Annotated in this window: 17 protein-coding genes; 3 read left to right on the forward strand and 14 right to left on the reverse strand. The window is 42.6% G+C overall.

The genetic code is table 11. The annotated features are described in order from the left end of the window. Window positions 1-28 precede the first annotated feature (28 nt). On the reverse strand, window positions 29-1,333 hold the full coding sequence (gene eno, locus D8797_RS05580) for a surface-displayed alpha-enolase (protein WP_015604660.1): 1,305 nt from the start codon (window positions 1,331-1,333) through the stop codon (window positions 29-31). A 184-nt stretch (window positions 1,334-1,517) separates the two neighbouring features. Between eno and D8797_RS05585 the strand changes: the two genes are divergently transcribed. Both D8797_RS05585 and D8797_RS05590 read left to right on the forward strand, forming a co-directional pair. After that, on the forward strand, window positions 1,518-1,976 hold the full coding sequence (locus tag D8797_RS05585) for a DUF1694 domain-containing protein (protein ID WP_045496765.1): 459 nt from the start codon (window positions 1,518-1,520) through the stop codon (window positions 1,974-1,976). Next, a complete protein-coding gene (locus D8797_RS05590; RefSeq protein ID WP_125379588.1) occupies window positions 1,973-2,323 on the forward strand; it encodes a nuclear transport factor 2-like protein in 351 nt (116 codons plus the stop codon). The genes D8797_RS05585 and D8797_RS05590 overlap by 4 nt, the downstream gene beginning before the upstream one ends. A 130-nt stretch (window positions 2,324-2,453) precedes the next feature. On the opposite strand, the gene D8797_RS05600 is transcribed toward D8797_RS05590, so the two are convergent. The 9 genes from D8797_RS05600 to D8797_RS05640 all read right to left on the reverse strand — a co-directional run bounded on the left by D8797_RS05600 (window position 2,454) and on the right by D8797_RS05640 (window position 14,169). Continuing rightward, window positions 2,454-3,587: a glycerate kinase gene (locus D8797_RS05600; protein ID WP_125379589.1), complete on the reverse strand. Its 1,134-nt coding sequence runs from the start codon at window positions 3,585-3,587 to the stop codon at window positions 2,454-2,456. A gap of 8 nt (window positions 3,588-3,595) precedes the next feature. After that, window positions 3,596-4,243 (reverse strand): phosphoserine phosphatase SerB, encoded by a 648-nt coding sequence (gene serB, locus D8797_RS05605; RefSeq protein ID WP_125379590.1) that lies wholly within the window; start codon window positions 4,241-4,243, stop codon window positions 3,596-3,598. 100 nt (window positions 4,244-4,343) lie between these two features. Next, window positions 4,344-6,068, reverse strand: a complete 1,725-nt coding sequence (gene ezrA, locus D8797_RS05610; RefSeq protein ID WP_125379591.1) for a septation ring formation regulator EzrA — start codon at window positions 6,066-6,068, stop codon at window positions 4,344-4,346. 85 nt (window positions 6,069-6,153) lie between these two features. Beyond that, window positions 6,154-8,103, reverse strand: a complete 1,950-nt coding sequence (gyrB, locus tag D8797_RS05615; RefSeq protein ID WP_125379592.1) for a DNA topoisomerase (ATP-hydrolyzing) subunit B — start codon at window positions 8,101-8,103, stop codon at window positions 6,154-6,156. Between the two features lies 1 nt (window position 8,104). After that, window positions 8,105-8,683: an HAD-IA family hydrolase gene (locus tag D8797_RS05620; RefSeq protein WP_185780844.1), complete on the reverse strand. Its 579-nt coding sequence runs from the start codon at window positions 8,681-8,683 to the stop codon at window positions 8,105-8,107. A 122-nt stretch (window positions 8,684-8,805) separates the two neighbouring features. Next, complete coding sequence (locus D8797_RS05625) at window positions 8,806-9,354, reverse strand: DJ-1 family glyoxalase III (protein ID WP_125379594.1); 549 nt, start codon at window positions 9,352-9,354, stop codon at window positions 8,806-8,808. A 36-nt stretch (window positions 9,355-9,390) separates the two neighbouring features. Beyond that, complete coding sequence (locus D8797_RS05630; RefSeq protein ID WP_125379595.1) at window positions 9,391-10,623, reverse strand: FtsW/RodA/SpoVE family cell cycle protein; 1,233 nt, start codon at window positions 10,621-10,623, stop codon at window positions 9,391-9,393. Between the two features lie 12 nt (window positions 10,624-10,635). After that, a complete protein-coding gene (locus tag D8797_RS05635) occupies window positions 10,636-11,610 on the reverse strand; it encodes a YeiH family protein (RefSeq protein ID WP_125379596.1) in 975 nt (324 codons plus the stop codon). A 114-nt stretch (window positions 11,611-11,724) separates the two neighbouring features. Then, window positions 11,725-14,169, reverse strand: coding sequence for a bifunctional DnaQ family exonuclease/ATP-dependent helicase (locus D8797_RS05640; RefSeq protein WP_125379597.1), 2,445 nt, complete (start codon window positions 14,167-14,169; stop codon window positions 11,725-11,727). 132 nt (window positions 14,170-14,301) lie between these two features. On the opposite strand from D8797_RS05640, the gene D8797_RS05645 reads away from it, so the two are divergent. Then, window positions 14,302-14,934 (forward strand): MBL fold metallo-hydrolase, encoded by a 633-nt coding sequence (locus tag D8797_RS05645; protein WP_125379598.1) that lies wholly within the window; start codon window positions 14,302-14,304, stop codon window positions 14,932-14,934. 468 nt (window positions 14,935-15,402) lie between these two features. Here D8797_RS05645 and ftsX read toward each other — a convergent pair whose 3' ends face one another. The 4 genes from ftsX to D8797_RS05670 form a co-directional block, all read right to left on the reverse strand. Continuing rightward, on the reverse strand, window positions 15,403-16,329 hold the full coding sequence (gene ftsX, locus D8797_RS05655; RefSeq protein WP_005589699.1) for a permease-like cell division protein FtsX: 927 nt from the start codon (window positions 16,327-16,329) through the stop codon (window positions 15,403-15,405). After that, window positions 16,322-17,014 carry a cell division ATP-binding protein FtsE gene (gene ftsE / locus D8797_RS05660; RefSeq protein ID WP_125379600.1) on the reverse strand — a complete coding sequence of 231 codons (693 nt, stop codon included), beginning with the start codon at window positions 17,012-17,014 and terminating at the stop codon, window positions 16,322-16,324. The genes ftsX and ftsE overlap by 8 nt, the downstream gene beginning before the upstream one ends. Window positions 17,015-17,068: 54 nt before the next feature. Beyond that, window positions 17,069-18,164, reverse strand: a protein-coding gene (gene prfB / locus D8797_RS05665; RefSeq protein WP_111705360.1) for a peptide chain release factor 2 whose coding sequence is annotated in 2 segments (ribosomal slippage) — window positions 17,069-18,091 and window positions 18,093-18,164 — 1,095 coding nt in all. Because the reading frame shifts where the segments join, the coding sequence is not laid out codon by codon here. Window positions 18,165-18,448: 284 nt separating this feature from the next. Next, on the reverse strand, window positions 18,449-21,145 hold the full coding sequence (locus D8797_RS05670; protein ID WP_125379601.1) for a cation-translocating P-type ATPase: 2,697 nt from the start codon (window positions 21,143-21,145) through the stop codon (window positions 18,449-18,451). Between the last annotated feature and the right edge of the window lie 80 nt (window positions 21,146-21,225).

The following is a 21,225-nucleotide window of genomic DNA, read 5'->3' on the forward strand; positions in this document are numbered from 1 at the left end:
GGGATTTGCTTCATTTCATTAGAATGAATTATTTTTTCAAGTTGTAGAATGATTTCAATCCACGGTATTCAGCAACTTCACCAAGTTGATCTTCGATACGAAGCAATTGGTTGTATTTAGCGATACGGTCTGTACGTGAAAGTGAACCAGTCTTGATTTGTCCTGCGTTAGTTGCAACTGCGATGTCAGCGATTGTTGAATCTTCAGTTTCACCTGAACGGTGTGATACAACGGCAGTGTAACCAGCTTCTTTCGCCATTTCAATAGCGTCGAATGTTTCAGTAAGAGTACCGATTTGGTTAACTTTGATAAGGATTGAGTTAGCTGCGCCTTCTGCAATACCTTTTTCAAGGTAAGAAGTGTTTGTTACGAAGAAGTCGTCACCAACCAATTGAACTTTACCACCAAGACGTTCAGTAAGAGCTTTCCAACCATCCCAGTCGTTTTCATCCATACCATCTTCGATAGTGATGATTGGATATTTGTTTACCAACTCTTCAAGGTAGTCGATTTGTTCTGCAGCAGTACGTACAGCAGCTCCTTCACCTTCGAATTTAGTGTAGTCATATACTTTACGTTCTTTATCGTAGAATTCTGATGAAGCACAGTCAAATCCGATAAATACGTCTTTACCTGGAACATAACCAGCAGCTTCGATAGCAGCAATGATAGTTTCTACGCCATCTTCAGTTCCTTCGAAACGAGGAGCGAATCCACCTTCGTCACCAACAGCAGTTTCCAAACCACGAGATTTAAGGATTTTCTTAAGAGCATGGAAGATTTCAGCACCCCAACGAAGAGCCTCTTTGAATGATGGTGCACCAGCAGGTACGATCATGAATTCTTGGAAAGCGATTGGAGCGTCTGAGTGAGAACCACCATTGATGATGTTCATCATTGGAGTTGGAAGAACCTTAGTGTTGAATCCACCAAGATAGCTGTAAAGTGGGATTTCAAGGTAGTCAGCAGCAGCACGAGCTACAGCGATAGACACACCAAGGATTGCGTTCGCACCCAATTTACCTTTGTTTGGAGTACCGTCCAAAGCGATCATTGCACGGTCGATAGCTTGTTGGTCACGAACATCGTAACCGATAATAGCTTCAGCGATAACGTTGTTCACGTTGTCAACTGCTTTTTGTGTACCAAGACCGCCGTAACGAGATTTGTCACCATCACGAAGTTCAACTGCTTCGTGTTCACCAGTAGAAGCTCCTGAAGGAACCATACCACGTCCGAAAGCACCTGATTCAGTATAAACTTCTACTTCAAGTGTTGGGTTACCGCGTGAGTCGAGGACTTCGCGAGCATAAACATCAGTAATAATTGACATTTTGACTCTCCTTATTGTTTAAAATTATTTACTAGTCTATGATACCTCAAAAGCGCTTTTTTTTCAAGGAAAAACAGCAGCTTTGCTTGAAAAATCACAATTTTTGAAATGCAATCGGTTACATCCTATCTTTTTCTTAACAGTTTGAAAATCAGAAGTCCTTTATTTATGATATACTAGAAACATGACAGATCTAAATAACATTATCATGGAAAAATCTCAGGGAAATGCTAAGCTCAATCCTGATGAACAACGCAAATTTCTGGAAACTTTTGAAGAGCGGGTGATTGGCTACTGCTCTATTTCTGATGCCAATTCTACTCTTCTAAAGCAGCATTTTAAAGAAATAGTTGAGAAGATCACTGAAAGCTACCAGCCCGTCACAGTCAAAATATCGCCTGAAGTCATATCCAGCCAGCAGGTTTTCTACCTAAAAACCGCCAAAGACTTAGGCTGTGAGGCCACCATTGTCTCCGCTTTTTGCCAATCCTCTCCTTTTGGCTTGGTAATCCATAGCGATCGTCCTGTGACTGTGGAAGAAAAGGACTTGAGCAAGCAATTTGCCGATGTCCTCCACCCAGCAGATAGTAAACCATCTCCCCTCAAGAAGACCTCCCTTTGGAAAAAAATGTTTCATAAATGACAAATTTAGAGAAATTATTTACCTTTTTCGAGGCGGAAAATCAGCGTAATTGGGACATTTATCAAACTCTTTTAGACGAGCATGTCGTCTGGGAGCTGCATGGAGAATCCTCAGAAATCATTCAGGGAAAAGAAGCCTACCTCCACAGGATACAGGAGGCTTATCAGAATAGTTCCACACAGTTTAGTTGCCAATACTATCACACCAATTCCGAGCAAAGTCGGATTCTAACAGTTTTGGTCAATGACCACGGAGACCTTTCCTGCGATCTATTTGAATTTACAAACGGCTTAATCGTCAAAGAGATCGAATATTTACTGAAAAAGAGGCTGGGACAAAAGTCCTAGCCTCTTAATTGTCTTTGGATTGTCGAGCAAGACGCAGTGGTTGAGCGGGCTCTACTACGCTGATTTCATCAGCTTTTACAGCCCTGCTCAACTGTGCGGAGGTGGGACGACGAAATCGAATCCTAACGAATTACCGATTTCTGTCCCACTCTCTTTTTTTGATGGCTAATAGGTTGCCAATATTGCGAGCTGTACGAACCAGATTTTCCCTCGCTTGAGCTAAGGTTACGTCCAAATCCACCACTTGCGAGATAATGGGAAAAGCTGCATGGATATTCTCCCTAGGAAATGGAGGCAAATCATCAGCCAAACTGCCACAGATCGCAAGAACGGGAATCTCTTTTGGCGTCCTCCTTGCGATTCCAACTGGGGCCTTTCCCGCCAAAGACTGCTTATCCATGCGCCCCTCACCGACAACAACCAAGTCCGCTTCTTTAACCCTGCGGTCAAAATCCAACAAATCCAGACAGGTATCAATTCCTGACACGACTTTCCCCTTGGCAAATGTGACCAGCCCTGCTGCCATGCCTCCTCCGGCACCAGCACCAGCTTGGGTGAAAATCTGCGGATTGGCCAGTTCATAGAACTTCCTCATTTCCTGATCGACAGATGAAAGAAGCCATTCAGACAAGCCTTTCTGTCGTCCAAATACCTGAGTCGCTCCCTGCTGCCCACATAAAGGATTGGACACATCTGTCAAAATTTCGATTTCTATATCATTCAGGAAAGTTGGAACACGTTCCGCAGAAATTCGGGCAACTCTCCCTAGAGAGGAACCGATAGGTCGCAGTCGATGATTGTTTTCATCAAAAAATTCATAGCCCAGACCGGCTGCCATACCGATGCCTCCATCATTCGTCGCCGAGCCTCCAACACCGACTAAAATCTTTTTGACTCCATGTTCGACCAAATGAAGGATCAGCTCCCCCAGACCTCTGGTTTCTAAACTTAAGGGATTACGTTTTTCCTTAGGAATTAAAGCCAGTCCCACTAAATCTGCCATTTCAAAAAGCGCTAGCTGCTCTTGTCTTGCATATTTCATTTCGACTGGCTGGCCGAAAGGTCCGGTTACCCAATGGCGAAACTCTTTTAGCTTCATAGCAGAAATCAAGGCAGCTACAGTTCCCTCGCCGCCATCTCCAATAGGCAGCAAGTCAAAAGTCGCCTCTGGCAAGGCTTGGGAAAAGCCTTCTTTCAAGGCTTCTGCTACTTGAACAGCAGACAAACTTTCCTTAAAAGAATCTGGTGCTAACAAGATATGCATCGTGCCTCCTATTTTTCTTTCCCATCTAAAATATCCATTACTTGATAGAGATCATAAACATTGATTTGATAGGGCGCTTGCTCTCTTACAATTGGCTTGGCGTTAAAAGCAATTCCAATGCCTGCTGTTTGAATCATAGGCAAATCATTGGCGCCATCCCCCATGGCAATGGTTTTATTTAATTCCAAATTGTTTTCTTGAGCCCATTCTTTCAGCATCTGAACTTTGGTATCTTTGCTAACAATCTCTCCCAACACACGACCTGTAAGCAAGCCGTTCTTGATTTCTAAGCGATTAGCCTTTACATAGTCAATTCCTAGCTGCTCAGCCAGTCTATCCACCGTTTCATGAAAGCCACCTGAAACCAAGCCAACCTTGTAGTCCCGCGCATGCAGCTCATCTACTAATTTTTTGGCGCCAGGCGTGAAATGAATCTTGTTAGCTATCCGAGAAAAGATAGTTTCCGGAAGTCCCGCCAAAAGTGAAACCCTCTCCCGTAAGGCAGCCTCGAAATCCAATTCTCCGCGCATGGCTCGCTCAGTGATAGCAGCGACTTGCTGCCCAACTCCAGCTTCCTCGCCTAGCAAATCAATGCCCTCTTCCATAATAAGAGTGCTATCTACATCCATAACCAATAAACCATTGACCTGACTCATCTACTCACCTCATATTTTCTGTGATTTGTTGTATTATACAGGATTTTTAATAGCAAAACAAGCTAGATTGCAAAGAAAAAAAGTTCCCGAAGGAACTTTCTTAGAAGCGAATATTTTCGCGTGTTTTTTCATATGAGTTGATGAAACGAGCTGAAACTCCGGGCTCAACAATATCCAAGGCTTTTGAAATAATTTCCAAAGATTTTGCATAATCAAATTCAACTTCAAAGGCATGAAGGGATTCATTGAAAGCTGCCTGCACATTATCATCGAAGGAACGATAACGGTTAGAGTATTGTAGCAACTGCTCTGTTAAGGTAGAATTTCGAACGATTCGATATGTCTCTTCTTCCAATTCACTCATTGTATTTGCCAGAATCTCTAACCAGCGGTTAACAGATTCGATATTCACACGAGTTGCCTCCAACTCTCTTGCCAGCTCCTCAATATAGTCGCTTGCTCCAAAGAAAATTGTTAAGAAGGACTCTGGAATACCCGGTAAATTACGTTTTTCCATAAATCGCTTAATCGTATGCAATTTATTGGCGTAAATCGTAACCTTTTGACGGGCATTGACATCGTCTTTTTCGATCTTTTCTAGCTGCTCACCAAGTTCAATCTGTTCATCTTCGATTTCTTTCAATCGGTCTTGAATAGCTTCCAACTCTTCTCTAACCAATGAGAAAGGTTTCTTCATTTCAGCTGTATCTTCAAGTGAAGAGTGAACGACTGCTTCTTGAGCAGATAATTCAGATTTCAAATCCTTGATATGATTTATTTCAGGCTCTGGCAACAAGAAGGAATGTGATAAACGTTCCATTTCGCTTTGAAGCTGTTGGTTATTCTCTTTAGTGTGTTCTAGATAGTCAGGAAGGTAGTTCACCAATTTCTCAACGACTTTATGAGCCTCAATCTCTCGAGTAAAGATGGCATACAGAGCATCGATTTCCTCTTGAATTTGTTCATTCTCATACAAGGCATTATCCAACTCCAAAGCCGCAAGATTTTCTTCATTTCGTTTCAAACTAGCACGAAGTTGTTGGAAACGCGCCTCTAAGTCAGTCTCAATAAAATGATAATTGGTTTCCAATAATTTACGGTAGCCAGACTCCAAATCTTCTAACTGATCTGGTAATTTCTCAGTCAAGTCTTCTACAATTGCTGGAACTTTTTCAACGATCTGTGTCAATGCTAAGATACGATCTTCTGTTTTGTCTAAGATTTCTGCCGCTTCCACAGGATCCCCTGAAGAATTGAGAGTTACAAATTGAGAGAAATCAGACTCAATATTTTCCATTTGCTTCTGAATTTCTGCAAGAGCTCGTCCATAAGCGTCAGGATTGCTAGCTACAGTATGCTGCAAATTTTCAAATAGATCTAGGGCGTGTAAAACTCGTCCGCTATTTTTAGATTCTTGTTTCTTCAGATCTTCTAAAGCTTGACGAATCGCATGAATATCCTCACTGATTAAATCAATTTGGCTTTCAATGTTTTCGATCGCATGCTTGGCTTTGAGGAAACGGAAAGAATTATTGTAGCCCTCTGCCTCAAAGAGATTGTTCTCAATATCAGCAAATGAATTTAAAGAGAGGTCTACCCATTTTTGATTCCATTCACGGAAAGTCACTTGACTTTGCCCAATCAAATGTAAATTTTTAACTTCTTCCACTTCATCATTCACGGGAAGATTGTAAAGTTCCTCTTTTTTCTCCTCCAAACTTCGAAGCTTCGCTTCATTTCGTTTTCTCATATAGATAGCAGTAAAATAGCCTAAAATTAATAGTGCTGCTACTACAATAATGAGAATAATCAGTCCATTAGACATATAAAACTCCTTCATTCTTTTACTAAAAAGCAAACATATTGATTATATCACAAATTCATTTGTAATGGTTGTTTTTTCTAACTTTTTAGACATCAAGTGTGCTATATACTGCATTTTTTTCGATAAAGTCACGACGAGGTTCTACACGATCTCCCATCAGCATATCAAAAATCTTATCAGCTTCCGCTGCGTCATCGACAGAAACTCGCGCCATTAGACGGTGTTCTGGGTTCATGGTCGTTTCCCACAACTGATGGTCATCCATTTCTCCCAAACCTTTGTAGCGCTGAATCGTCGGCTTAGAGCGACCTTCGCTATAGCGCTCGAGAGCAGCTTGCAGTTCTTCTTCTTGATTAGCACCTGGCTGGATGTATTCTTTTACCTCGCTGCCGACCTTGACACCGTAGATGGGTGGTTGGGCGATGTAGACATAGCCTGCTTCCAAAACTGGCTTCATGTAGCGGTAAATCAAAGTTAGGAGCAAAGTCCGAATGTGAGCTCCGTCCACGTCCGCATCGGTCATGATGACTAATTTATGATAGCGAGCCTTGCTGACATCAAAGTCAGCCCCAAAACCAGTTCCCATAGCAGTAAAGAGACTGCGGATTTCTTCATTAGCCAGAATCTTATCCATGCTGGCTTTTTCAACGTTGAGAATCTTACCGCGAATCGGCAAAATAGCCTGAAATTCACGGTTACGCCCAGATTTAGCTGAACCACCCGCTGAGTCTCCCTCCACGATGAAGAGTTCTGTTTCCTGTGGGTTGTTGGACGAACAGTCGGCCAATTTTCCTGGCAGATTGGAAATTTCCAAGCCAGACTTCTTGCGGGTTACTTCCCGAGCTCGCTTAGCAGCAATTCTAGCCTTAGAAGCCAAAATTCCCTTTTCAACGATTTTTCGAGCCACCGCAGGATTTTCCAAAAGGAAATCAGAGAAGGCTTCACTGAAGAGGCGATTGGTAATCTTGACCACTTCGCTATTACCCAGCTTGGTCTTGGTCTGACCTTCAAACTGTGGGTTGGGATGCTTAACAGAGATAACTGCTGTCAGTCCCTCACGCACATCTTCCCCAGTCAGATTGTCCTCATTTTCTTTGAGAAGCTTATTTTTCTTGGCATAGTCATTGATAACCCGAGTTAGGGCTGTTCGAAAACCTTGCTCATGCGTTCCACCCTCGTGGGTATGGATATTATTGGCAAAGCTCATGACTGTTTCATGGTAGCCGGTCGTATACTGCATGGCCACTTCAACCGTAATATCGTCCATTTCGCCATCAGTGTAAATCGGCGTATCAAAGATTGCATCCTTATTTTCATTGATGTATTGAACATAGCTGGCAATCCCGCCCTCATAGTGGTAATCCTTGGCCTGTTCCATTCCATCTCGCTTATCAGTGATGGAAATTCTGAGACCACGATTGAGGAAAGCTAATTCCTGCACCCGTTTATTAAGCTTCTCAAAGTCAAATTCTACTGTTTCAGTGAAAATCTCTGGATCTGGTGTAAAGTGAACGGTCGTACCTGTACGATCTGTCTCGCCAAGGACTTCTAGATCCGCGACTACATGACCACGACGGTATTCTTGGTAATGAATCTGGCCGTTTTTATAAACGCGGACATCCAGCTGAGTGGACAGGGCATTTACAACGGAAGAGCCTACACCGTGCAGACCTCCTGAGACCTTGTAGCCACCACCGCCGAATTTTCCTCCTGCGTGAAGGACAGTAAAGACGGTTTCCACAGCCGGACGGCCTGTTTTCTCCTGAATATCAACCGGAATGCCTCGACCATCGTCAACAACTGTAATCGAATTATCTTTTTCAATAAAAACTTGAATGTGAGTGGCAAAGCCAGCCAGCGCCTCATCAATCGAATTGTCAACAATTTCCCATACTAAGTGGTGCAAACCTTCCTTGGAGGTCGAACCGATATACATACCAGGGCGCATCCGAACGGCTTCTAAGCCCTCCAAGACCTGAATCTGACTGGCGTCATATTCTTGCGCTAGTATGTCTTGTTGCTTTTCTTCTGTCATGTTATTCCTTTTCTAGTTCAATATCTACAAATTCTTCAAGATTTTTCATATTATCAAAGAGATAGCAGCTAAAGCCTGCCGCCTGACCAGCTTCGATATCAATCAGCCGATCTCCTATAACCAATCCAGACTCAATCTGGTATTTATCTTTTAAATACAGCATAGACTCAGGATCTGGCTTACGTTTAAAACCATTAGCAGCCGTCACTACTTCTGTAAAATAAAGAGCAATCTGCGTCTTCTGCAAAATCTCTAATACTTGATCATCTCGGTGAGAAATCAAAAAATTTCTGCCACCCTGCTGGATAATTTGTGCTAATAATTCTGAAGCTCCCTCAAACAAGATCGGATGTTCTAATTCCTTGGCTTCATTCGCCTTATAAAACTTTAAAAATTCCTTATTTCCAGGGGCAAACTGGCGGACCGCATAATCTGTTGAGACCTTGAGAGCCTTATAAACTTCATCATGACTCCTAGTCAGAGCAAAATCCTGCAAGGTATGGACAAAAGCTGCGGTTGAAGTCTCATAATTATCCAAGAGAGTCCCACCCAAATCCCAGATGTAATCTTGATAATTCATACCCTTTATTATATCATATTTTTTGAAAAAAAGGGCTTTTATTTATGATGAAATAGCATATTTTCATTGATTTTTCATCCAACTTAGACAGAAAAAATTCACTCGAAAATCGAGTGAATCTTTTAGTTCTCAAAAACGTCTTTAAAAAGCATGGAACTTGCTAATTGGTCCGCATCTCCGCCTAGCTGGTGAACCAACTCATAGGCAAAAGGCAGGGCTGTAGATGGACCACGGCTGGTGATTAGCTTTCCATCTACGACAACGGTCTGCTTCTGATAGCTACCGTTCTCAATGTTGGCTTCCTCTCCATCGTAGCAAGTGAAGTTCTTGCCATTCAGCAGGCCTGCGCGATCAAGAGCAATCGGAGCCGCACAAATCGCTGCGACAAATTTATCTTCTGCTTGAAATTCCTGTAGAACTTCCATCAAGCGGTCATCATCTCGCAGATTTGTTGATCCTGGCATACCGCCTGGAAGAACGACCATATCATAAGCAGATAGATTCCCATTCCAGACTTGATCGGCTTTGACAGTAATCTGGTGAGAGCCTGTCACAGCCTCCTCAAAACCAATCATATCACAGATAAAGCCTGCACGACGCAAGACATCGACAACAGTGAGGGCTTCAATTTCTTCAAAGCCATTGGCTAACATGAGAGCTACTTTTTTCATGTACAACACCTTTCTAGGATACAAGGTATCCACTTCTTATTTTATTTTTCTAAGTACAATTTTTTTACGAACAGACGGAGTCACGGCATGCTTCTCCTCTTCTAGGCTATTTTGATAAGAGACAGACAGTAGGAGGCCGATTCCGATGAGATTGCTAACGATGGAGGAGCCACCTTGGGAAATGAAGGGGAGTGGAATCCCTGTCAAAGGCAAAATCCCTGTCACAGCACCAATATTTTCAAAAATATGAAAGAGCAGCATCATAATGAGACCGGTCGAGATATAGGTGTAGAACTGATTGTTGGACTTAATAGTAATCTGAAGCATACGATGAATCAAGAACAGATAAATAACAATCACCAAACTCGAACCAAGAAAACCAAAATCCTCCGCAATCACGGTGAAAATCATATCACTCTCACGGACAGGTACTAGAAGATTTGAGACATTAAATCCTTGACCTAGCAAACCACCACTTCCGATAGCAATCTGTCCTTGTGCCTGCTGATAGGTTACTGTCTGAGCATATTCAAAAGGATGGAGCCAGGCTGAGATTCGATTGATCTGGTAAGTCGGCATCCCTAAATCATGGAGAAAAGCACGGCCACCATTTGAAATAAAGATCAACATAAAGACAGTAAAAAGAAGGGATACTGTCAAGAAAACTGGCAGGATAATCTTCCACGAAACACCAGATAAGAGAACAATGCCGCAGTAAATTGCAGCAAATACTAGAGCTGTCCCCAAATCACTCTGCAAGGCCAAAAGTAACAAAACCGGCAAGGTATATAAGGCTAATTTTACAATCAAAAAGAGATCTAAAGCAATGGTCCGCTCATAGTTCTTATTTTGCTGCAGAAACTTCACTACAACTCTCGACAGCATCAAAATATATGAAATTTTCATAAATTCAGATGGCTGAAAGAGAGTAACACCGAGAATAGATACCCAGTTTTTCGCCCCTGTAGAAGCCACTAAGCTCTCACTATAAAATACAAGCGGAAGAACCATAAGTCCTAAGCCTAAAAGATACAGAAAAGGCGTCATCTTCCAAAGAAACTTAGTGTTAAAAAACATAACGATAAAGCTAATCAGAAAGCCTAATAAAATCCAAACTACTTGCTGACCAACAATCTGCAAGACATTATTTGGATAATCATGGCTAACCGCTATATAAATAGCCGTAACTCCGATTGATAGTAAGAGCAAGACAGGTAAAAGCAAGCTGTAATCAATCCGAGACTCAAATGTTCTTTGCTTTGAAGGCATAATTTTCCTTTCTTACAAAAAATATTGGATAATCAAGCTAGAAACTGCGACGCAGAACCAAGCAAAAGCTCCGGTTAATAACGGTCCCGCTCCAGCTTCCTTGAACTGTTTGAATGAAACCTTGGCTCCAATCCCGGCTAAGGCCATAGCCATCAGCCATTGGGATAACAGCTTTGTGTAAGGAACTAGATTTGATGGAAAAATTCCCAAGCTGCTCACCACAGAAGCCAAGACAAACCACAAAATAAACCAGGGAAAAATTTTCTTCAAGTCTACTTTTTGAGCTGACCGCTTATCTCGGACATAGCGATAACCTGCAAAGATGAGGCAGGCGGGTACAATCATCAAGGCTCGGCTTAGTTTGACAATGGTTGCCAAATCGCCCGCCGCTTGACTGTAAGTATAACCTGCCGCGACGACTGACGAAGTATCATTGATGGCCGTTCCTGCCCAAGTCCCAAAATAGACATCAGACATCTGCATGAGATGACCCAAAAAAGGAAAGATGAAAACAGCTAAAATATTGAAAAAGAAGATGGTTGAAATAGAAAGTGCAATCTCCTCTTCTTCTGCTTCTAAAATGGGCGAAGCTGCTGCAATAGCTGAACCACCACAGATTGCCGTTCCAAAGCCAATCAAAATGGTTAAAACACGTCTCATATTGAAGAACTTTCCAGCGGCATAAGCCGCTAAAAAAGCAATCAAAATGGTTAAAAGACTAATCTTCAAAGAAGATAAACCCGTCGCAGAAACCTTGCCGATGGACATAGAAAAACCTAAAAAGATAATAGAATATTGAAGCAGTTTCTTTCCTGCATAGGTCAAGCCCGGCTGAAAGGCATCTGGTAGTTTCCATAAATTATTGAGCAAAATTCCTAATACAATGGCAAACACACTGGATCCAATCAGCGGAAACCAATTTCCTAAACAAATGGAAACAGCCGCTATCGCAAATGATAGAGCAATTCCTGGTAGATTCTTTTTCACGTCATAACCTTCTTCCTATCCTTTTCATTATAGCAGATTTTTGGCATCAGTAGCCGAGAAAATTTGCAATCATTTAGAAAAACAGCCAGATAAATTGACTGTTTTAAAGCAGTTTTAGCCGAAAAATTCTCTTAATTCCTTTACAATATCCCGCTGCGACAGCATTTCTAGAGATGCCAATTGATTCAGATTTTGCTGGATCTGCCGACCGTAGCGCTTGGTTGAAATACGATTGTCCAGAAGAATAACCGCCGACTTCTGATGTTCATTGCGACGGGTTCGCCCCATGGCCTGCTTCAATCGTAAAATAGCTGACGGCAACTGATAATCGTAAAAAGGATTTTTGCCTTCTGCCTTCAGATGATGATTGATTTTTTGAACAAAGAAATCTTTGGGATTATCAAAAGGAATCCGCGTGATGAGCTGAATGATTTGCTCTTGCTGTGCAAAATCCGCTCCTTCCCAGAAACTGCCCGCTCCTAGCAAGATAGGCGCCTCTCCCTTGTCAAAGCGCCGCTTGATATTGGCTGGCTCGCCGTTCTTATACTGGGCCAAATGCGGCATGGTCAGCTGGTCTGAAGTGGCCAGCAATAAATCCTTGGAGGTAAAGAGAACCACCATCGGCAGATTCAGTGGAGCTAAGCTCTCCAAACTTGCGACAATCCTCTCAGCATATTCCTGCATTGATAATTCCACCACATCTGGAAAACCTAGATCTAAGAAAAGTTTCTGCAGGGGCTTCTTTTGCTGAGGAAGTTTATAAAAATGATAATCCTCAAAACCTAGTAATTGAGGCAAATTCACCTTGGAACTAATCTCTAAAGTAGAGGAGACTAAGATAACCTTAACTGTCTCAGGCAGGAAATCCTTAAATCTCATGAGTTCTGAGCGCCCAGCATGAAGCCTTGTCACACGATGATCTGCAAATTGTTCTTCCGTTAGCCAGTAGTATTGGTACTTGGTTGAAAACAATTCCCTGAGCTCTGGTAGCAAGCTTTCATCCAGCTCAGACACATCCTGACGCAACTTGGCTATCTTCTGTGAATCCAATTCACTGGTCTTACCCCGCTGCTTTTCAGCAGCATCCGCCAATTCAAATTGGATGCTTTGCAGGAGACGTTCTTGTAAAATCTGTTTTTCTGTCTGCAGAGCCTGGATGATAGTTTGCAATTGCTTGGTCAAATTGATACTGGCCTGCGAGAAACTTTCCAAGGCAAAAAACATTTTCTGAGCCTCGTCCACCACCAGCATCCGATTGTCCAGCAAAGTCTGGTCATCTTCTAGGCGCGTCAAAAGATAAGCATGATTGGTAATCACGACACGACTGCTAGCTGCCTTGACCTGCCCCAGTCGCCAAAAATCCTCTTCATAAAAGAGCGAATGCTTGCTTAATTTCCCATCATGGCGTATCTGGCTAAAATAAGACTCAAAACGATAAGCCTGGCCGATTTCATTTAAATCACCTGTCTCCGTTTCTGTCAGCCAAACCAAAAGCTGCATTTTGCAACGATTAACAAGTCGATTATCATCCAAGACCGAGAGACTTTGATAAAAATAATCTAATTTCAGATAATTTTCGGGACTTTTGAGATTATGAAAGGAGATATGAAAGACTTCCTCTAAGAGTCGGCCTTCCTTTTGCATCAGCTGATCCTGTAAAATCTTCGTCGGAACGGTCACCAAGACTCTCTCCTGACCATGAGCCAAAATAGGCAATAAATAACCAAAAGTCTTGCCAAGCCCTGTCTGGGCCTCCAAAAAGCTAGCCGCATTCTGACTAAGCGCCTCACTAACATACTGCGCAAATCTCAGCTGCTCAGGACGCTCGTCCAGCCCCAGCAGATAAAGGTTGGTCAGAAAATCCTGCGAAAGTTTCTTTTCTGGCGGCAGAATTCTCGGCTTTTTCAAAAAGATGCCATGCGTCTCCTGCAAAGCCTGACCAGAATCATCTGGCATCGACTGAAAAATCTCTTCGATCGCTAGCCGTGACTCATAGATGAGACTATCGGAAAATTCCAGCACCTTCTCCAGCAAAGCTTTTGGCAGTCCTGCCATCTTTTTTTGGATTTTTAGAAATAGCTGAGCTGTTGCCTGAGCATCTGCTAAAGCGGTATGAGCATTTTCCAGAGGAATCTCCAGAAGTTCGCACAGATTGCCTAAGGCATATTTATCAAAGGTCGGGTAAAAAACCTGAGCTAGTTCCACCGTATCTACTCTTGGAGTCAGCAGGTCAAAGCCTTCCCAAAAGAGAGCTTCCGCCAAAAGATTGGCATCAAACTTGACATTATGGGCGACAAAAATCGCATCCTCAATCAGCTCGTAAACTTCACGGGCAACCTGTGAGAAATCCGGAGCTTGACGCAAGCGCTGATCATCCAATCCTGTCAGCTGTTTAATATGCTCATCCAGATCCTCATGCGGATTCACATCTGTTTCATACGTTTGGCAAATCACCCCGTTTTCAATGATGACAATGCCGATTTGAATAATTTTTGCATTGCTGTTCGCACTTGTAGCCTCCAAGTCGATGACAGCATATTTATAGTTCGATTGTGTCATACTGCTATGATTATATCACAAATGCCAGCCTGATACATCTGAAAATAAGCTGAGCCTCAAAATAAATTTTGTGCAAAATTTCTGCTTTTTTGTTACACTCTTTATTGAGAAAACATACACAGAGGAAGCCCAATGAAAGTTCACAAAATTGTCAATCTCATCGCTTTTGAAAATACTTATATCCTTGAAAATGACCGTCATGTCATCGTAGTTGACCCCGGCAGCGACTGGCGGAAAATCCAACGCAAGCTAGAAGAAATCGCTAAACCCATCACTGCTATTTTGCTGACTCACACGCACTACGATCATATCATGAGTCTGGATAAGGTCCGAGATAACTTTGCCAATCCGCCCGTCTATGTAGCGGAGAGCGAAGCAAGCTGGCTCTATACTCCTACTGATAATCTATCTGGGCTTGACCGCCATGCAGATTTGGAAGACGTCATTCTCAGACCTGCCGAACATTATTTCACCTATCACCAAGACTACCAGCTGGACGACTTTCATTTCTATGCTGTGCAGACACCTGGTCATTCTATCGGCGGAGTTTCCATTATTTTTCCAGAAGATCAGGTCGTTCTGACTGGCGATGCTCTCTTCCGTGAAACCATCGGCCGTACAGATCTACCGACTGGTAGCATGGACCAGCTCCTTGCTGGCATCCGCGAAGAATTATTTGTCTTGCCCAAAGACTATCGCGTCTATCCCGGTCATGGAAATGACACAACGATTGGCCACGAAAAGAATTTCAATCCATTTTTCTAATAAACTAATAATGAGGTAGAAATCAAGACTGCCTCATTTTTTTATCTAGTAAATGACTATTTCTACATCTGCAGATGAAATTAGAATGAAAAGTTAGGAAATTGCCTCTATGACTCCCATGTCTTTTCGCTTTTTGCTTATTATGATATACTTAGTCCATAGAAAACAAAGGATGGTCTTCATGATGGATAAAAGAAAAATTTTGTTAATTCTGCTGGCTATTTCAGCTATAATAACTCTCCTTGGATTAGGTTTTTCTGCTTATAATTTTTATGTTTTTGACAAGCCTTTTCTAAACAGTACCACAAAAGGCCTTTTGTCTGCATTCTTTTTTACCCTCATTATAATCAGCCTCGGCCTATCGAAAACAAAGCGATAGTAGTAATTTATATTTTTAATACAATAAAAAAACAAACACCAAATGATGTTTGTTTTCAATCCGAACAGCCCTTGTAGGCTGTTTTTTTATTAAATCTTCAAGAAGCGTCTCATAGAAATGGATGAACCAAGTGAACCGATAAAGATTCCTAGGACTGATACAGCCCCAATCATAGCAGGGACAAATAAGTGTGGCTCAATCATGGAAAGATTTTGCGCAACGAGATTTTTATTCATGGTTTGATAGGCCATATTATAACCAAAATAAACTAAGACTACTGGTAAAACTGAACCTAGCAAACCGATCCAAGCGCCTTCAAATAGGAATGGACCGCGGATATAGCTATTTTTTGCACCCACTAAGCGCATAATCTGAATCTCACGACTCCGTGAAATAATAGTAATCCGAATGGTATTGGAAATCAGGAAGACTGCAATAAAGATGAGCAAGCCTGCCCCTACCAGTCCCCATACTCGGATAAAATCAGATAAGGCAAAGAGTTTTTGCGTATTAGCGCCACCATCCTGCACTTCCGAAACGCCTTCCAGCTTCTTGGCTTCTGCCGCAACGGAATCTACGTATTTATGCTCTGTCGTGTCGACAATGTAAGCATCATAAAGTGGGTTTGAATCTCCCTCAAAGACCTTCCATTCACTTCCCATCGTCTCTGTCAGCTTTTCGTACTGTTCTTCTTTACTTGAGTAAGTAACCTTTGAGACATGATCCATAGAAGTTAGGGCGTCATAAATCTTATGGTAATCATTATTTTTAACGGTCTGACCTTCTTTAACGATTGTTTTGCTGTTGTCAGCAATGTCTTTACGCATATAGACAACAATACGAACGTTGTTTGAAATATCAGACGCTAGCTTTGCGGTATTTAAAATAACAGAGGCAAAGATAGCAACTAAACTGAGAGTAATCGTAACTGAACTCACAGCTGCGACTGTCATCCAACCATTCCGCTTAAGGCTCTTAAGCGATTCAATCAAATGACGGAAAAACCTTCTAATCATCGTATCCGTATTCTCCTTCCGCCTCATCACGCACCACACGACCATTTTCGATAGCAATGACGCGGTGACGTAGGGTATTTACAATCTGACTATTGTGAGTCGCCATCAGGACTGTAGTTCCTTGCAGGTTAATGCGCTCCAGCAAATTCATAATTTCCCATGAATTATCTGGGTCCAAGTTACCAGTCGGCTCGTCAGCAATCAAGACCTGGGGATTGTTAACAATGGCACGCGCAATCGCAATCCGTTGCTGTTCTCCCCCTGATAACTCATTAGGGAAGGAACGAACCTTGTGCTTAAGGCCAACCAGATCCAAAACTTCCATGACGCGTTTCTTAATATTTCTACGATGCTCACCGATAACTTCCATAGCATAGGCAATATTCTCATAAACGGTCTTTTTAGGAAGTAGTTTATAGTCTTGGAAAACCACACCGACTCTACGGCGTAGCATTGGAATATCCCGTTTCTTGATTTTTCCCAAGTTAAAACCTGCTACAGCAAGGTTTCCTTTATCGATTTTAATTTCACGATAGAGGAGTCTAATAAAGGTTGATTTACCTGCTCCTGATGGTCCTACAATATAGGCAAATTCACCTGGTTCGATACGTATAGATACACCACGTAGAGCAGTTGTCCCGTTGTCATATTTTTTAACAACGTCTTTCATTTCAATCATTGACATGAATTAGTACAATTCCTTTCATCAGAGTTTTTATCTAGCGATTTCACTCTGTTTTTAGTTGAGTCTCCATTTTAAATAGGCATCAATAAATCCGTCTAAGTCTCCGTCCATAACCTTATCTACCTGAGCTACTTCATAGCTGGTTCGATGATCTTTGACCATGGTATAAGGAGTGAAGACATAAGAACGAATCTGACTGCCCCAAGAAATCTCTTTTTTATCTCCCTTGAGCGAGTCGACTTCTGCTGCTTTTTTCTCTTGCTCCAGCTGATAGAGCTTAGCCTGCAGCATTTTCATAGCCCGGTCACGGTTGCCATACTGGGTCCGGTCAACGGTAGACTGTACGACAATTCCTGTCGGAATATGGGTCAATCGCACACCAGTTGATACCTTATTGACGTTTTGTCCGCCGGCTCCGCCTGAACGGAAAGTATCCATCTTAATGTCATCATCACGGACTTCTACTTCAATAGTATCGTCCAACTCTGGCATAACCTCTACTGAGGTAAAGGAAGTATGACGACGTTTCGCTGAATCAAATGGCGAAATCCGAACCAAGCGATGAACGCCCATCTCTGACTTGAGTAGACCATAAGCATGCGGCCCTTCAAATGAAAGGGTTACTGACTTAATCCCAGCCTCATCACCAGCCTGATAGTCCAAGACTTCTACTTTGAAGCCCTTGGCATTGCCGAAGCGCGTGTACATTCGCAGCAGCATATCGCCCCAATCCTGAGCCTCTGTTCCACCAGAACCTGGGTGAATTTCAAGAATGGCGTTGTTATTATCATAAGGCTCTGACAGCAAGAGAGTCATCTCATAGCTAGTCATCATCTTCTCAAGCTCGGTCAACTTTTCTTCCAGCTCTTCCTGAACCGAGTCGTCCTCAGCCAGAAAATCAAGCAAGATTTCCGATTCATCAAAAAGCTCGGTCATCTGATGGAAATTTTCATAGGTTTGCTTGAGTTCATTGAGCTCTTGAGATGTCTTCTGGGCTGCAATGTTGTCGTCCCAAAAGTCAGGTTCTGTCATCTTATTTTCTAAGATGGCAATTTCTTCTTCCAGACCTTCTAAGTCAAAGAGACCCCCTGAAAGAAGCTAATTTTTCACGATTTGCGTCAATCTTTTGACGAATTTCTGAAATGTCCATAAATACCTCTTTTCATATATCGTTTTATTATAACACATTTTCAGACATTTGCCTAATCAGATAATGAAGCACCTTCATTTTATACAATTTTTAATGGATAGGCAAGAATGGGAGCTGCTTGTTACGGAATTGTTAAAAAAGTAATATAATGACATGGGTTGCTAGGATTTTTTCGAGACTTCCCAGCCTTTATCCACGAAAATGAGCTGTTTTTTGGTCAGATCCATAACCGCCACCAAAGCCATATTTACGCAAAAAAGCCATCCGAAGATGACTTTTTGCTCTTAAATAGCATTCTTGTCCATACCTAATTTACGTTGGATGAACTTAACAATTTCAACAATGATAATCATAGAGAAACTGCCGATCAGGACAACAGCCCATTGGGTCAAATCTAACTTGGTCACATGGAAAATCTTTTCAAGTGGATCAATCACAATGGTTGAAATCAAGAGGATGAAAGAAACCAGAATAGACCAGTTGAAGGTCTTAGACTTGAATGGACCAACTGTAAAGATAGACTGGTAAACAGATTTTACATTGTAAGCATGGAAGAGCTGAATAAGTCCAAGGGTCGCAAAAGCCATGGTAAGAGCGTCCGCATGGATCGCTTTTACATCACCAATATGTACAGGATTAGCAATAGCATAGCCATAAACTGCCAACACTAGAGCACCTTGCAGCAGTCCTTGATAGATGATGGAACTCATGACACCACCAGAGAAGAAGCTAGACTTACGGCCACGAGGCTTGTGAGTCATGACACCTGGCTCAGCAGGCTCAACTCCCAGAGCAATAGCTGGGAAAGTATCCGTTACCAAGTTGATCCAAAGCAGATGAACTGGTTGCAAGACATCCCAACCAAAGAGGGTTGCCAAGAAAATAGTCAGCACTTCAGCTGTATTAGCAGAAAGAAGGTATTGAATGGTCTTTTGGATGTTTGAGAAGACCTTCCGTCCTTCTTCGACTGCAACGATAATTGTCGCAAAGTTATCATCCGCCAGAATCATGTCAGAAGCTCCTTTAGAAACTTCTGTACCTGTAATTCCCATACCGATACCGATATCAGCTGTCTTCAAAGCTGGCGCGTCATTAACACCGTCACCTGTCATGGCAACGACCTTACCTTGGTTTTGCCATGCTTTCACGATACGAACCTTATGCTCAGGAGAAACCCGGGCATAGACAGAGTATTGACCAACAACCTTTTCGAATTCCGCATCAGAAAGTTCGTTGAGCTCAGCACCTGTCAGAACATGGTCTTCCGTATCTCCTGCCTCAATGATTCCTAGGCGCTTAGCAATGGCTTCTGCTGTGTCTTGATGATCACCGGTAATCATAATCGGACGGATACCAGCTTCCTTAGCTACGCGAACCGCTTCTGTTGCTTCGGCACGTTCTGGGTCAATCATACCGATTAAACCAGTAAAGATTAAATCATTTTCTAGATTTTCAGACGTCAGGTCAGTCGGAACTGCATTAATAATATTGTAAGCACCAGCCAAGACACGCAGAGCTTGGTGAGCCATTTCTGAGTTATTAGACTTGATCAACTGTGAAGTAGCATCATCAATCGCTGCAATATCTCCAGCCCTATCACGCGCAACACAACGTTTCAAGAGTTGATCAGGAGCTCCCTTGACTGCCACGAGGAATTTCCCGTCTGGCAATGGGTGAACGGTAGACATGAGCTTACGGTCTGAGTCAAATGGCAGCTCAGCTACACGAGGATATTTCTCTAAAAATCCTTTGACATCATAACCCTTGTCCAAAGCATACTGGATGAAGGCTGTTTCCGTTGGGTCACCGATCAGCTTGCCTTCTTGGTCAATCTTGGTATCATTGGCTAAGACAACAGAACGTAAGAGCGGCAGCTCCAGTCCAAGTTCAATATCTTGGCCAGCTTCATTCAGGACTCCGTCGTAAAAAACTTTTTCGACCGTCATCTTATTCATGGTCAGGGTACCGGTCTTATCTGAAGCGATAATTTCAGTTGAGCCAAGCGTTTCTACTGCTGGCAATTTACGGACAATCGAATTACGCTTAGCCAGAACCTGTGTTCCCAAAGCCAAGACGATAGTAACGATAGCAGGCAGACCTTCTGGAATAGCTGCCACTGCCAAGGCTACAGATGTCATCAATTCACCAAGCGGATCTTTTCCTTGAATGAAAACACCGACTACAAAGGTCACCGCAGCAATCACTAAGATCGCATAGGTCAGAACCTTAGACAAGTTATTGAGATTTTGCTTAAGTGGCGTATCAGTCTCATCTGCATCTTGCAACATACCTGCGATATGACCGACTTCAGTGTACATCCCTGTATTGACAACAACCCCCACTCCTCGTCCATAAGTGACATTGGAGTTTTGGAAGGCCATATTGACCCGGTCGCCAATACCAGCATCTGCAGCTACGTCGACAGTCAAATCTTTCTCAACTGGCACAGACTCACCTGTCAGAGCGGCTTCTTCAATTTTCAGGGAATTAGCTTCCAAAAGTCGCATATCTGCTGGGACAACATCACCGGCTTCCAGTCTGACGATATCACCAGGTACCAAGTCCTTAGAATCCACTTCTGTGACATGACCATCACGTAGGACACGCGCAGCTGGGCTGGACATAGATTTGAGAGCTGCAATGGCTTCTTCAGCTTTGCCTTCTTGATAAACACCAAAGATAGCATTGATGATGACAACGGCTAGGATAATCACAGCATCCGCAATATCCTCACCACCTGACGTCACGACAGACAAGACCGCCGCTACCAACAAGATGATAATCATCAAATCCTTGAACTGCTCGATGAATTTCATCAAGAGAGTCTTTTTCTCTCCTTCTTCCAATTCATTGCGACCGTAGTCCGCCAAACGTTGCTGGGCTTGGCTGCTGGTCAACCCTTGTTCGGAAGCTTCCATTGCTTGCAAAACTTCCTCAGGACTTTGCGTATAAAAAGCTTGGCGCTTTTGTTCTTTTGACAAAATGTCTCCTCCTTTTGATGGGCCTCTTTCAAAATAAACAAAAAAGAGACCTGTTTATTAACAAGTCTCGCTATTTCATA

This window comes from Streptococcus cristatus, assembly GCF_003944225.1.
Lineage (GTDB): Bacteria > Bacillota > Bacilli > Lactobacillales > Streptococcaceae > Streptococcus > Streptococcus cristatus_K.